The following is a 14386-nucleotide window of genomic DNA, read 5'->3' as shown; positions in this document are numbered from 1 at the left end:
GTGCGGCCCGCCGCCATCACCTGAGGCAGTTCAAGTACCAGCGCGTCCCCGGCCGGGTCGTTTTTCGGCGGGTACGTATCGTCGACCGAATCGGCGATCAGGATGCGGTGCGATCTAGGGCTAAGGGACGATATTGCTCCCTTCTTCACGACATGCCCTTATCCACGGACGGAAGCCTTGGCCTTTCACCGCAAGCGGACCTCTCCGCCACGCGCGCGCCCTGGCGGAAGCACTTCCTCCACCCAGGACACCACCAGGACGGCAACGACCCCCAGCACGCCTCCCGCAAGGAGCAATCCCCCGCCGCCCACACCGGTCCGGCCTCAGACGCAGCCCGTCCGATCGCCGGTGGTGCCCGCGAGGGTGCCTGCTCGCACGAATCCACCTCAGACGTACGCCGGGCGACTGAACACACCCGCGCCGACGAGATCAGCCCCAACCCGGACGCAGCCCGTCCGGCCGCCGGTCACACCGGCGAGGGTGCCACCACCTGCCCGTACGAACCCACCCCAGGCGAGCGTCGGGCGATCGAATCCACCTACGCCGACGCTTACCTCCCAGCCATTGACGTCGGTCTCCGCGAGCCGCCCGCCGGTAGTGCGGATGAATCCCGGCAACGCGAACGATCCCCCGTTCACACTCAAATTCGCGCCGTTCACCCACCAACCGGCGCCAAGCCGCCCGATGCCGGTAACCGCCTCGCCGAGTTTTCCGCTCACCTCGAACGTTCCGCGTACTGCGGGCCCACCCACACGCTCGGGGATGCCAACGCCTTCGGCACCCCTCACGCCGGCACTCTTGAAGCCCGCCCCGCTCCCGGTTCCCGGGAACAGGCCACCTCTCCCCAGACCGTCCCCGCCCATAACCACGCAGACGTCGTCCAGCCTGGCGCGCCAGCCGCTTCGCCTGTCCCCGGCTACGGCAACCACAACGACAACGCGAACACGATCCGACGCCGAACCTGAACGGTCCGATTCCAGTAAGTCCGAGCGGGAGCCGAGATCCAGGGATCGAAGCACGGCTCCCAACAGGTCCGCTCGGACGGAATCACCGACCGGAAGATCGAGCCAACTGAAAAAGACCAAACGTGACACGCTTTCCCCGTACCCGGACAACGTGCGATCCGCCAGGAACGAGGATCGTGATAAGCGGTTCTACAAAGAGCTCTATGACACCTGGTACAAGAAAGGCGCTCTCGTCGCCGATCCGAGCACCCTGGCCGCCAAGATATACACCATGATGGGGTACAGCGATGCCGGCTACCTCAAGCACGCGCTATCCCAGCAGGAAATAGAAGAAATCTACGAGGCGACTGACGCCTTCACGATCCAAGCGCAAACCGAGGACGGCCAGTATCTAACCGTGTCGCAGGCGCTGGAAATAGGTTCCTACCTAGGCTTCCTCAACCCCGCTCACTCGTCCGGAACGGGGGAGAAGTCCGCGGGGCTTAATTATCGCCAACGACGTATCGTCATCAACCTGACATCGCAGCAGGCGGCCGTGCGCGCCACGAAAGCGCTGGGCTCGTTGAGCGCTGACCCGACTGTCTTTCCCGACCTGACGCAGTTCAAGGTGTTCCTGTCCGCTACCGCCCAGCCGACCACAGAAGTCAAGAACGACAAAATCGTCGTGTACTACAGAGTCGGCGACCAGATAGAGGGCGATGCGGATTACGTCGGCGACCGCATCGTGGCCGCGGTCACCGACGCGCTCCGGGAAGGGGATGCCGACGAGACCGTCACCCCGTTCTACTCGCAGGTGACGCCGGCCATCTCCTGGGCCGAGGAACCGGTGGACTACATACAGGGACTCAGGGAGAGCAAAGACCAGAGTTTCACGTGGACCCGGGCTGCGATGATCGCCAGCCTGCTCAAGGGTCACGCCGAGCCGGTGCGGAGCGCGGAGGAACTGCAGCGTCTGATCGAGGCGGGGTTCGGAGATTTCGGAGTCATGCCGAAGAAACCACATCGGCACCTCGGCCTTTCGACCTGAACGTGAAAGTACCTCGACTATGTCGCGGGCCTGTTGTCGGCGACGAGGTTGAGTGCCCGCGCTCGGAGGGCGTGGTCTCCTTGCCAGGAGGCCTGGATCATGGCCCGTTCCGCGGTAGCGAGGTGGGTCGCGGCGGCCACCCACGCCCACGCGTATCGGTCGGGTCCTGGATCCGTCAACCGTCCGAACGCGTCACGGCCTCGGCGGTCGGCCTCGGCGGTGAGCGCGGTGACCAGGTCGGCGGCGGCCTGGAAGCCGGCGCTGCGCAGCGGGGCATGGGAGTCGCCGTTGCGAGCCGATTCGGCGACCGCCCGTCTGCCGCCGGAGACGGCCAGCTCGATCAGCCTGCGTACCCGCCAGAGCGGCGCGCTGGCCACCGGATCCACCTCGTCGTCTGCTGGTGGGGGTGGCATGCGGGCGTCCTGGGGCGGGAGGTGGGCTCCCTGGAGACGGTCGTACCCGAGGTCGGCGTGGCCCTGCCATTCGGAGGGCAGGCGCAGCGTCGTGTTCGTGCCGGGGACCGGACCGACCGCCAGCGGGAGCAGCGTGGCAACCCGACCGGGCGCCACCCGGCCCACCACACGGACGAGCAGGCCTGGACGGGACGCGAGGCGCCGAAGGTTGTCGACATGGGCCAGCTCGGAGTGCTGACTGGCCGGGACGAGCCGGATCAACGGGCCGTAGCGTTCGGACGGGAGCAGTTCGCGGGCCAGTACGTGGTCGCCCGCCGCGCCGACGATGACCAGGTCGCAGCCGACTGGTTCGCGGGCCTTTTCCTCCGTGTCCTGCTCGCTCCAGGCGTGGCCGGAGAGCCGGGTGACCGCCGCTTCCGCCAACGGGCGGGCGAACAGGGCCGCCATCGGGCCCTCCGTCCACGGCATACCGGCGACGGGGGTGGCGCGTACGTCCCTGCCCGCGCCGAGGCGGCCGTCCGGGGAGACGGTGGCACCGGCGATCAGCAGTCCGGTGCGGGCGAGTTCGGAGTGGTTCAGCATGGCGGGGCAGATGGAGACGGGCGCGGTGGCGGCCCCACGGGCGCGGGCCGATCCGCCCGGTTTGACGTCGGCCACCGAATACCAGCGGCCGTTCTCCGTGACCATGTGCGTCACCACGCCACCGTAGCCGGTGGAGCTGATCACCGGCTCCCTGAACACCCCGTGCACCTTCAGGCTCCCGCCAGGCTGGTAGTCGCGCCGTACGGTGCCGACCAGCGCCGGGTCGGGATCGCCCCCGGCCAGCCTGCCCGTGATGAGCAGCAGTTCGCGCAGATCGCACACCAGGTCGGCGAGGCGGTGCCCGGGGTGATGGGCGCGGGCGGCCCGCAACCCCCGTACTACTCGCAACGCGGCGGCAGCCGCCCAGGGCAGCCCCGCCAGGCGGGCGGTGTGCGCGGCCCTCAGCAACTCGGACTGGGGCACCGCGCCGGCGGCGGGCACTCCGGCGGACAGCACGGCCGCGGCGGCGGCCCACAGCCCGGACGCGGCGGCCACCTGCGCCGCCGCGGGCCCCGTCGCCGTCGTGGGCGCCTCGGCGGCGGTCGGGTGAGTCGGCGTGCCACCGACGAGGTCGGGAGCAGGACCTGTGGGGGAGGAGCCGTCAGGCGCGGTGACCCCCTCTTCCCCGCCGGCGGTCGGGTGGGGGAGCCCGTCCGCGATCGGGCATGCGCTCAGGACGGCCGCGCGATGCAGGCAACGAGGCTGAAGGAGGCAGCCGCACCGTGCCTGGTCGTCGGCGATCACGCCAGCCGGCCCTGGTGAGAGCGTGACGATCGCGTCCTCACCGCAGGTGATCCGGATACCCTCGTCGCCGGCCTCGACGGGCAGCGCGGCGTACTGTTCGATCGCGGCGTCCAGCTTCTTGCGGAGCCGCGACGTGAGGCCCTCGACGGCGGCGGCGACCACGCCGGGGGCCACCGGCGGCAGCGAGACAGCGGAGCCCGCGGTGGGAGCGACAGCGTCAGGGGTGGTTGATGTGGGGGGATTCACCGGTGTTCTCCGCGGAGGCGGTCGCCCACCCATCGGGCGAGGGCGAGCGGGCTGAGGGCGGCGACGGGCATACCGGCCGCGACGAGTTGCTGGGCGACGGGAATCGAGTAACGGGGCACGCCGCTGTCGTCCAGCGCGGCGCACCCCAGCACGTGCACGCCGGAGGTGATCAGCGCTCGTACCTCGCCGAGCAGGCCGCCGATCGGGTAGCCCTCCTCGAAGTCACTGACGACCACGACGAGCGTGCGGCTCGGGACCGTGACCAGCCTGCGGGCCTGCGCGAGCCCGGTGGCGATGTGGGTGCCGCCGCCGACGCGCACCTCCAGCAGCAGGGACAACGGGTCGCTGACCCGGTGCGTCAAGTCGATCACCTGCGTGGAGAACGCCAGGAAGTGCGTGGACAATGCCGGAACGCCCGCCAGCACCGCCGCCGTCAGCGCCGACCAGACCACGGACGCCTCCATGGAGCCGGACACGTCCACCACCAGGATCAGCCGCCAATCGGCCTGCTGACGGGAACGCGTGCTGAACACCGGCCGTTCCGGCATCACCACGAGCCGTCCGTCGTCCAGGCGCCGCGCGAGGGACAGATTGGCGCGCAGCGTGCGCGGGAGATCCAGCCTGCCGCCGGGGCGGCGGGTCGGGCGCGGCGTGGCCAGCCCGGTCAGGGTGGGCCGCAGGCGGGTGGCGAGCTCGCGGGTCAGCTCGTCCACCAGGCGGCGTACGAGCGGGCGCAGCTTGGCCACCTGCTGCTCCGGCAGGCCGCCGACCAGGGACAGCACGGAGGCCAGCAGCTCCACGGACGGCCGGACGGAGGCGGGGTCGAGCTCGGCCAGCACGTCGGTGCGTCCGGCGTCGACGGCGCGGGCCAGGACCTCCTCGCGAACCCGGGTGCCGAACAGCGCCTCCAGCTCCTGCGACCACTCGCGTGCCGTGGGGAACGGGGCCTCCCTGCCGCCCCCGTCCCCTGGAGCGGCCCCGAAGTCGTTCGAGCCTTCGCCGCGGCCCGCTCCGTACAGTTCGTCCAGGGCACGGGCGTACGAGCGGGCGCCTGCCGGTAGCCGTTCGGACTCCCGGCCGAGCAGCAGCCGCCACCGGTCCGCCGGACGCAGCCGCCGCGGAGCGTCGTTCCCGGCGGCCGCACGCCCGGACGCGTCGGTGGGCGGGGCGGAGACGGTCGGCTCCGGGGCGTCGAACAGAGCCGGGATCGGGAGTCGTAGGGTTCGCAGGGAGTCCAGTCCGGCGGCGTCGGCGGCCGTCCAGAGGGCCAGCAGCGACGGTGGAGCCCCCAGAGCCAGGTCGGGCCGGTCGCCCAGCCGCTCGGAGACAACCTCCAGCAGGCGGGTACGTCCCGCCGGGTCGAGCGTGTCGAATCCGCCGCGCAACGCGGGCAGACGGTCCAGGAACTCCTTGTCCGTGAGCCCGTCCACCCGGTCCATGAGCGGGTCGAGCGCGGCGGGGGCCGACTGGAGCAGCGGACCTGCGGCCGTGAGCACGCCGGTCAGCAGCCGGTCCAGCCGGAGGCGGCCATCTGGCCCGGTCGCGGCGTCGACCCAGCCGGCCGCCCGGTCTCCGAGCGAGGACGGGCGGTCCAGGTCCAGCAGCACCCGGGCGGCCAGGGCCGCACCCTGGACGAGGGGCGAGGCGGTACCCGCGAGCATGGCCAGAGCGTCGTCCATCCGCAGGCCCAGGCGTTCCTCACCGACCCGGAAGGCGAGGGCGACCAGGGCGACCGCGTCTTCCGGCCGGTCGCTGCCCGCCAGGCCCGGCAGAGCGCGTACCGCGGCGTCCAGGAGGGCGCCGGACAGTTCGGTGGCGCGCTCGCGGCTCTCGGGCGTGGTGCCGGGCAGGTGCTGCCGGCGTAGCGCGTCCAGCAGGTCGAGGGCCTCGAGCAGTTCGGCGAGGGTGGCGGTGGCGGGCAGCGTGACGGCGGCGTCGGCGAGGCGGTCGGTGACCAGGCCGGGCAGGTCGCAATCGGCGGCGGCGCGCAGGCCGGAGAGGATGAGGGCGCAGGTCGGCCCGCCGTCCGCGGACTCGCGGCGGTACGTCTCGCGCAGCGTCCCGTCCGCCGCCTGGGCGAGGGTCACGCCGCGGACGCCCGCCAGGTCCAGCAGAGCCGGGACCGCGGGGGTCCAGGCCAGCCGCCACCTGGTGGTGAGCGCGGCGCCGTCGCCCGTTCCGATCACCTCGACCGGCTCGCCGTAGTTGACGCCGCAGACGTGCAGGCGCTGCAGTACGACCTCGCGGCGGGCGTCCAGATCGGAGCGGAGCGGCTCGAGGCGGACTTCCCTGGGCTCGGGGTTGCCGGGACACGGGAGGCGCAGCGCGGCGAGATCGCTCTCGGCGGCGGGCCCAAGTCCGGAACGTGGCGTGCCGGGCGCGGTCCTGCCCCGCTCGGTGCCGACGAACACGGTGTCCAGCGCTCGCGCCAGGGCCCGTCCCCGGCCGAGCGGCTCGCCCTGGCCGAGCACGGTCGTCACCGCCTCCAGCAGCTCACCACGCCCGGGCGCGGGCAGCCCGCGCAGGCGGGCCAGATCGCAGGCGAGCCGCAACGTCTCGACGGCCTCGCCGGTGCCCGCGGTGTGCCCGGCTGAGCGCAGTTCCCGGCACAGGTCGGTGATGGCGCGCGCGGCGCCGTCCCGGACCTTCCCGGGATCGCCCCCGGCCGCGAACACCGCCTGCTGCCAGCGCGGGTCCCGGATGCCGGCCGGGTAACCGGACCGGGAGTCGAGCAGGTCGAACGCGTAGGGCACGAGCGACGTGACGGGCGGACGCGAAGCCGGCGGCGGGAAGGCGGCCGAGTCAGGGGACGGGGCGCCGGACGGTGTCAGCGCGGCGGCGTGGAAGGCGCCGATCACGGCCGCGACGCGGCGGCCACCGGCTGCGGCGGCCGTGACGACCTGTCGCATGTGGGCCTCGCGGGCCAGGTCCATCGCGGGCACGCCGCCCGCTGCCTCCGCGTCGCGGCGCAGCGCCCAGCCGACCCCGAGGGCGGCCCGGCGGACGGCCTCGGGGTCGCAGCCGGGGGCGAGGACCTCGACGGCGCGGTCCCACATGTCGTCGCCGTCGCGACCGGTGCCGGACGCGGCCAGCGCGTCGGCGAAGGAGACGCCCCGTGAGCTTTCCCCGGCCCCGCCGTCCGGGACCGTGCCGGGGGTGTGCCAGCCGGCGTCGGACAGCGGGAGGTCGCAGCAGATCACGTCGATCCCGCGCTTCCAGGCCCACCGGATGGCCACCAGCTCGGGCGAGAAGTCGGCGAACGGATAGAACGCCAGCCCTCCGTCCCCCCGCGCCCCGGCCAGCGCTACCGGGGCATGGGTGCCCGGGTCGGCCAGGTACGCGAGCCAGGGCTGGAAGTCCGCCGGCAACTCGACGCACACCACCTCGGCGTCGGCGGATTCCAGCAGCGCGGGCAGCACCACGCCCAGCGCGGGGCTGTGGTGCCGGACTCCCAGCAGGTACGGCCGCGCCGAGGCCGCCAGCGCGGCCACCGCCTCCCGCGGATCCTGAGGCGTCACCGGAGGTTCTCCCGCAGGTCCCACAGCCGGCGCCACATCGCCGACCCGTCCTCGGCGCGCCTGCGCACCGGCCCATCCCAATACCCCAGCAGCCGTCCGTGGTCCGCCGGGTCGTCCTTGCGCACCACCCCCAGCAGATGACCGGGCACCAGGTCCAGCACGTCGCCGCTGGGCAGATAAGCCGCCGCCACCCCCAGCGAGGCCGCCACCTGCACGGCCTCGGCCGTGGACATGACGGTGCCGGGGCGTTCCACGTCCCAGCCCTCCGCGGAGCGGCCGGAGCGCAGGTCGCGGAAGACGGTGACCAGGGCGTCGAGCACGGCGTCGTCCACCCCGAAGGCCGCGCCGGCCCGTGCCACGACGGCCGTGGCCTGGCGGCGCACCAGGGCGGTCTCGGCGTCGGCGTCGGAGATGGGATCCACGGTCTCGAAGTTGAAGCGCCGCTTGAGCGCCGCCGACATCTCCGAGACGCCGCGGTCGCGCAGGTTGGCGGTGCCGATCACCGTGAACCCGGGCACCGCCGCGACCTGCGCGTCCTCGGTCCCGGCGAGCTCGGGCACGCTGACCCGCCGGTCGGACAGGATCGACACGAGCGCGTCCTGGACTTCGGGCAGGCAGCGGGTAATCTCCTCCACCCGGACGACGCGGCCGGAGCGCATGGCGGTGAGCACGGGCGAGTCGACGAGCGCGGCCCGGCTGGGGCCCTGGGCGAGGAGAAGGGCGTAGTTCCAGCCGTAGCGGAAGGCGTCCTCGGTCGTGCCGGCGGTGCCCTGGACGGTGAGCGCGCTCGTGCCGCACACGGCGGCGGCCAGCAGTTCGGAGAGCATCGACTTGGCGGTGCCGGGTTCGCCGACCAGGAGCAGGCCGCGTTCTCCGGCGAGGGTGACGACGCAGCGTTCGACGAGGGCGCGTTCGCCGACGAACTTGGGCGCCACCTTCATCCGGCCGTCCAGGGTCTGGTCGCCGCTGCCGCAGATGAAGGTCACGACCGCGCGCGGGGTCAGCGCCCAGCCGGGCGGGCGCGGGCCGGAGTCGTGGGTGGCGAGGAAGGCGAGTTCGGCGGCATGGCGTTCCTCGGCCGGCAGCGCCTGCCGGGCCGGGGGAACCCGATTCTCGGTCAAGGTCATGGGGAGAGAAGTCCTCTGCGTGATGGTGAATGGGTGCAGGTCAGCGGCGGGGGCCACGCTTTACCTTGAGCTCCTCGAACCGCGGCACGTCCCCATCCCGCACCCGTCTCCAAGCCCGGGCGTACAGGTCGGCGACGGGTTCGAGCGGGACCAGCGGCGCCCCCTGCGGCCCCGCCGCCTCGAACAACGGCAGCTTCCACTGCTCCACCGGCAGCCGCGGCGCGGCGAGCACGGCCCACCCGCCGGGCAGGAACAACGATCGTCCCGCCCGCTCCCGGGTGGCCTGGACGACCAGGTCGGTCGCGGCCAGCTCGGCGTGGGCGGACTTGAGCCGGGCGGGCTTCCAGCCGGTCCAGCGGGCCACGTTGCGGTCGGTGGGATCGGGCATGGCCAGCAGCATCAGGTATGCGGTGGCGGCGTCCTCGCCCAGCCCGTGTTCCTTGGCCACCTCGACGACCAGGGACGGCACGGACCGTGCGGGATCCTGCGGCCACCAGATGCCGTCGGCGCAGCCTTCCCCGGCGCCTTCTCCGGCGACGGGGCTGGCCAGGAGGGCCTCGAAGCGCGGGTCACGGGCGGTGCGTAGCGTCAGCTCGACCGGGAACGGCGCCTCCGATCCGAGGAGGGCCCGCAGGTACGGGTCGTCACCGGCCGCGTCCAGGAGAGACGTGCGGATGGCGGGCGAGGGCCGGTCGTCGTGGGTGGCCATGATGACCGCGCCGTACCTTTCGTACCCGTTGCCGGTCTGGGTGGGCGTGCCGGCCGCCTTGCGGAAGGCGACCAGGTCGACATACCGGTTCAGGTCGAGCATCAGGTCGGGGTTGGCCAACCGGGCGCGTACCGCGGCCAGCGCACCCGGCAGCGCCGCCCTGATCGGATCGCCCGCGGGAAGCCGGTGCGCGAGCCAGCCCGCCATGGTGACGGCCATGCACAGCGTGCCGGACGAGAAGCCGATGGCGTTGTCGTCGGCGGGCGTGGCGCGGTCGCCCTGGACGGCCCAGAGCAGGTCGCGGCTGAGCTCCGGCTCGCCAGCCGGATCGATGAGGGCGCGTAGCGCGCGTCCGGTGTTCCAGCCGGTCTTGACCGCGCGGGACGCCTCGCCGAGCAGCCATTCGGGGATCAACGCCTGAGGGCCGATTCTGTCGTTCCAGATGGCCGCCGCCGCGGCGACGTCGGGGCCGTCGCTCCAGAGCCGGGCGGGCTCTGGTGGCAGCAGCGCGGCGACGATCGCCCGCCGGACTTCGGCGTCGACCCCGCGTAGCTCGTCGCGGGCGATGGCGGCGTCGGCCAGCTTCAAGCCGATCATGGTGCGGGTCTCCTTGGCGAGGAAGGAGTGGTCGTACGCGTCCACGGACGGCAGCCCCGCCACGACGAGCCGGGCCAGCGTCAGGGAGACACCGGTGAGCCGGGCGAACTCCTCGGCCGCCGCCGGCCGCCAAGGCGCGGGCCCGTGCGCGGCCAGTTCGGCGCGGAACGACTCCAGCCACCCCTGCGGACGATCCTCGCCGACCGGGGCGGAGGAGAGCAGCGTGTACGGCGGGGGCACCTCGAACCGCCCGGTCGGGTCATGGAACAGCGCGGTCCACCGGGCCCCGGCGTCGCCGGGCGACTCGAAGGCGACGAAGACGAGGTACGCGCCGCCGTCCAGCGGCAGGACGCCGAGCCAGTTGCCGTCGCGCCAGTCGCCGTCGGGCCCGGTCAGGTGCCCCTTGGACAGGTGCACGGTGATACGGCGCCACCGGGACGGGTCGGCTGTCACGGGCAGACCGGCCTCGACCAGGGCGTCCAGCAGTGCCTCCTGCGCGACGCGGTGCTCCGGCGTGGTCGCCGCCGATCCGGTGCGATAGGCCACGGCGCCCAGGTGGTCGAGCAGCGCGTCCCACCGCAGGGTGGAGTGCGGCAGCTCGGGCCGGTCGAGGTGGATGCCGCCCGCCACGCCAGGCGACTCCGCCGGCGCCTGGGCCAGCCGGATCTGCTGGAAGGCCCCGTCGACGCCGTGGCGCCAGGAGGTGCTGGCGACGCCCAGCCCGCTGAGCGCCTGCTGGAGCTCGTAGTCCGTGGGGCCCGCGGGCGCCTGCCGGTGATGCCCTCCGGCCAGAGCCTCGCCGAGTCTGGCGGCGACGGCGTTCAGCGCCGCTTGCTGGACGGCGGCGAACCGCACGATCCCGGCGATGCCCGCCACCAGCCCATCATGGCTGACCTGGGGCAGCAGCTCCCGGATCCGGGCCGGCAGGTCCTCCGCGCCGGCCGCGGCCAGCAGCCGCGCGGCGCGGTCCAGGCTGAGCTCGCGCAGGGCGGCCGATCCCTCGGGGTCCCTGGGTCGCAGGCAGTGCCAGTGGCGCAGCGGCGGCAAGATGAGCGTGCCCTGGGCGAAGGGGCCGGGCGCGGCGTCGGTCTTGGCGGTGGCGGTGAGCACGCCGTCGGCGTCGACCAGCTTGACCTGGTAGCTCCCCTTGACCACGGCCACGAGCTGATCGGTGCCGGGGAATGCCAGGGCGCGCACCGGGGACCCGCTGTCGGGTGGGAGGGTGACCGTGCGGCCGGACAGGTCCTCGCCGCGCAGCGACCCGTCGGGCAGCCGCGTCACCCGCCAGCCGAGCAACCCGCCCACGGGCACGCCCGCGGGGGTGGGCTCTTCGGCCGGGGCGGGCAGCAGCCAGCCCCGGTGGAACGTCGTGCCCGCGGGGACGTCGGTGAAGAAGGCGGGCGTGCTCTTCCTCCCGTGGTGCCCGCCGACTGGGTCGTACTCGTGCCATCCGGCGCTGTTGTAGTCGGACCCGTCCCAGGTCCACACCCAGTAGGAGACGCCATCGGTGATCACGGACTGCTCGCTGGGCAGAGTGGTGTCGCCGGGGTGCAGCACGCCGAGGCCGGTGGCGCGCCCGCCGCCGGGCAGCGCCAGGGTGACCGGATCGTCGCCCCGGTACCAGTCCATGCGCGAGCCCCGGGTGCTGTGGTTCTGGGCCTCTATGGAGTGGATGCGGTCGGCTGAGGTGTGCCAGTAGCCGCGGAAGCCGTCGTCGGCGGCGCGTGAATGCCAGTAGACGAGCAGGTCGCCGTCGACGTAGTGGTAGCCGACGTCGCCCCACAGGTCATTGGGCGGTATGCGCAGGTCGTGGGTGAGCACGGTGCGCTCGTGCCCGAGCACGCGGACCTGCGTGGCCCCCGCGACGATCAGGTGCGGCCAGGCGTCGGCGACGACGATGTCGTCGACGTCCTTCCTCGGTACGAGGGTCGCGGCCGCCTCCTCCCAAGCCGGCCAGCCCAACTCGTCGAAGATCCCGGCCCGCAGCGTACGGGCGAGCACGGGTGAGAGGTCGGCCGCGGCGGCCCGGCGTACCTCGTCCTCGGCCAGGACCACGGCCTCGCCCGGCAGCCAGGACAGCCGCCGCAGCGCGTCGGGCAGGTCGGGCAGCCCGGCGGCCGAGGACCGCGTGGCGACCTTGCGCACCCACTCGGCCAGCATCGGCCGGCCGCCGGTCGAAGCCGCCAGCAGGCGGACGGCGCGCAACGCGTCGGCGTCGCCGGAGAACCCGTCGGCCGCGCGCTGGAAGGGCGGCGTGAACCGGCCGTCGGCGGCCAGCGCGGTCAGGTCGCGCTGGCCCTCACCCTGGGCCCAGTGCTCCAGCCGCAGCGAATCGTGCTCGCCGGGGCCGGCCACGGGCAGCCCGAGCGCGAGCAGCAGGTCGAGCAGGTCGACGTCGTACGGGTCGGTCAACGTGGTCGAACTGCCGGCGAGCTCGGCGCGCAGCCGGTCGGCGGCCCGCTCCACGAGCGAGTAGAGGACGGGCAGGCGCGGGGGGAGGCCCCAGGCGGCGTTGCGGGCCGTGAGGAAGCGCTGGAGCCAGCCGGACACGCCGTCCGCCGGCGCCTGGCCGGAGATGAGCTCTTCGGTGGCGCCCGAGGACTGGAGGATGTCCAGCCACACGCCGGCCAGCTCGGCGTCCCTGGTCTGCGGCATGACGGTGAGTAGCGTCGCCCGCGCCTCGGGGTCACGCTCGGCCAGCGCCGCGATCGCCGTACGGTGGGCCTTCCACCAGCCGGTGGCGGCCCGCAGGGTGGCGGGCAGGCCGAGCAGTTCGCCCAGGTATGCCTGCTCCGCCGCGTCGGCGTCCACGCCCGCCGCTCTGGCCAGGCGGCGCAGGTCGTTGGCCATCTGGGCCGAGGGAGGCAGCCCGCCCGCCGTGCGTCGCACGCACAGCCGGGAGAAGCGGCGCAGCGCCTCGTCGGCGGGCACCCGGGCGGCCAGCTCCCTGGCGTGCCCGGAGAGCACCTTGACCGGCAGCGCCCCCGCCAGCGCGAACTCCAGGAACACCGCGTCGAGCCGGTCCTCGTCCACCGTCAGCCCGTGCTCGGCCTCCGACCTGCGCGCGCTGGCGAACATCTGCGCGGCGTAGGTGGCGTTCTCCACGCCGATGAACACCCGTCCGGCCTGTTCGTAGAACGTGGGCAGGAAGTGCGGCACGGACGCGGCGAGCCGGCCGGCCAGCTGATGGTAGCCGTCGAGCGCGTTCTTCGGCTTGGACTTGGCCTGCCGGGCGACGCGCTCCAGCTCCGGCACGACGGCGAGCGCATGATGCCCGTCGCCGGGGTGCCGCGCCAGCACCCACTCGGGGAACCCGAGCGAACGCCGCAACCCGAACCCCACCACGGAAGGTTCCCCGTCGGGCTCCAGGCCCAGGAACCCGGCCGCCAGATCTTCGGCCGCGCCCAGCTCCGCCGCGACCAGGCGCACGACCACCCGGCCGTCCAGCCCGGGGTGATGGTAGCGGCGGGCGGTCATCGGGACGGCGCTCTCGCCCGCACCCTCGGTGCCGGGCGGCAGGATCGCCCCGGCCCTCAGCACTTCCTCGTTCCCGTGCCCATCGGCTCGCTCGCTCACGTGTCCTTGCCCTCCTCGACCTGCCGGCCCGCGTGCAGCGCCGCGGCCATTCGCATCCCCTCCGACCACGCCACCGGCCCGACCTCATGCAGCGGCAGCGTCCTGCCGTCGAGGTCCTGCCAGCTCAGATGGCCCGTGGTCACCTCGTCGTCCCAGTACGGCTCACCGATCCAGACGCTCGCCTCGACGATGGCGCCGGCGTCGCGGACCCGGCAGGTGGCGTAGCCGCCGGTGACCCGGTAGCCGAGCGCCGTAGCCCGCGCGGCCAGCACGAACCTGGAGGCGTATGTGCCGCCGGAGAACTCCGTCACGGTCGTCGCGTTGTCGGCCAGGCCGGCCGGCTTGCGCCAGGTGGCGCGGTGGATCTGCTCGACCTTCTGGACCACGCCCAGTTCGGCGGCGAACTCCCGCAGGTCGTCCAGGTCGGGCAGCAACACCGGGTGCGGCAGCGTCACCGTGCGCGGCGACAGCCGCACGGTCTCGCCGTCGAGGTTGACCACCCGCAGTTCGCCCGCCTCCGTGGCGTCGCGCAGGAAGCCCACCTCGCTGGGGTCGTCGCCGACCACGGCCAGGTCGCGCAGCGCCGACTGCCACGCCTCGTCCGGCCACACGCGGGCCAGCAGCCCCGTCGGCACGGGCAGCGACGACACCATCCACAGGTCCGCCTGCGCCACGCACGCGGCGGCGTGGCGGTCGAGCCACTCGGCGAAGCGGCGCAGCCGGTCAACCTCGGGATGATCACGCAGCGCCTTCGGCAGCGATTTCAGCTGCCGTCCCGCCGCCCGGCCCGAGGTGGCCCGCGCCGCCACCCGCCCCTCTATGAGGGCGACCTCGTATTGGTCGCCCGCTGCCAGCCAACCCAACGGTCCCCGCCTTCCAGAA

7 protein-coding genes are annotated in these 14386 nt (G+C 73.4%); 2 read left to right on the top strand and 5 right to left on the bottom strand.

The features are described from left to right. Positions 1–152 precede the first annotated feature (152 nt). The gene (locus Amac_RS10350; protein WP_155354097.1) at positions 153–965 is read left to right on the top strand and encodes a hypothetical protein; all 813 of its coding nucleotides are present in this window, start codon (positions 153–155) and stop codon (positions 963–965) included. Between the two features lie 151 nt (positions 966–1116). After that, positions 1117–1992, top strand: a complete 876-nt coding sequence (locus Amac_RS10345) for a T3SS effector HopA1 family protein (protein ID WP_155354096.1) — start codon at positions 1117–1119, stop codon at positions 1990–1992. 17 nt (positions 1993–2009) lie between these two features. Here Amac_RS10345 and Amac_RS10340 read toward each other — a convergent pair whose 3' ends face one another. Genes Amac_RS10340 through Amac_RS10320 form a run of 5 tightly spaced genes read right to left on the bottom strand, consistent with a single transcriptional unit; the run spans position 2010 to position 14367 of the window. After that, entirely contained in the window at positions 2010–3977 is a 1968-nt protein-coding gene (locus Amac_RS10340) for an SWIM zinc finger family protein (RefSeq protein WP_246268211.1), read from the bottom strand. After that, entirely contained in the window at positions 3974–7495 is a 3522-nt protein-coding gene (locus Amac_RS10335) for a vWA domain-containing protein (protein WP_155354094.1), read from the bottom strand. Before Amac_RS10335 ends, Amac_RS10340 begins: the two co-directional genes overlap by 4 nt. Next, on the bottom strand, positions 7492–8622 hold the full coding sequence (locus tag Amac_RS10330) for an ATP-binding protein (protein ID WP_155354093.1): 1131 nt from the start codon (positions 8620–8622) through the stop codon (positions 7492–7494). The genes Amac_RS10335 and Amac_RS10330 overlap by 4 nt, the downstream gene beginning before the upstream one ends. Positions 8623–8662: 40 nt before the next feature. Then, a complete protein-coding gene (locus Amac_RS10325) occupies positions 8663–13504 on the bottom strand; it encodes a DNA-binding protein (RefSeq protein WP_155354092.1) in 4842 nt (1613 codons plus the stop codon). Continuing rightward, positions 13501–14367, bottom strand: a complete 867-nt coding sequence (locus Amac_RS10320) for a DUF4132 domain-containing protein (RefSeq protein ID WP_155354091.1) — start codon at positions 14365–14367, stop codon at positions 13501–13503. The genes Amac_RS10325 and Amac_RS10320 overlap by 4 nt, the downstream gene beginning before the upstream one ends. Between the last annotated feature and the right edge of the window lie 19 nt (positions 14368–14386).

The organism is Acrocarpospora macrocephala (assembly GCF_009687865.1).
GTDB classification, from domain to species: domain Bacteria; phylum Actinomycetota; class Actinomycetes; order Streptosporangiales; family Streptosporangiaceae; genus Acrocarpospora; species Acrocarpospora macrocephala.
This window is presented reverse-complemented; position numbering and strand designations above follow the sequence as displayed.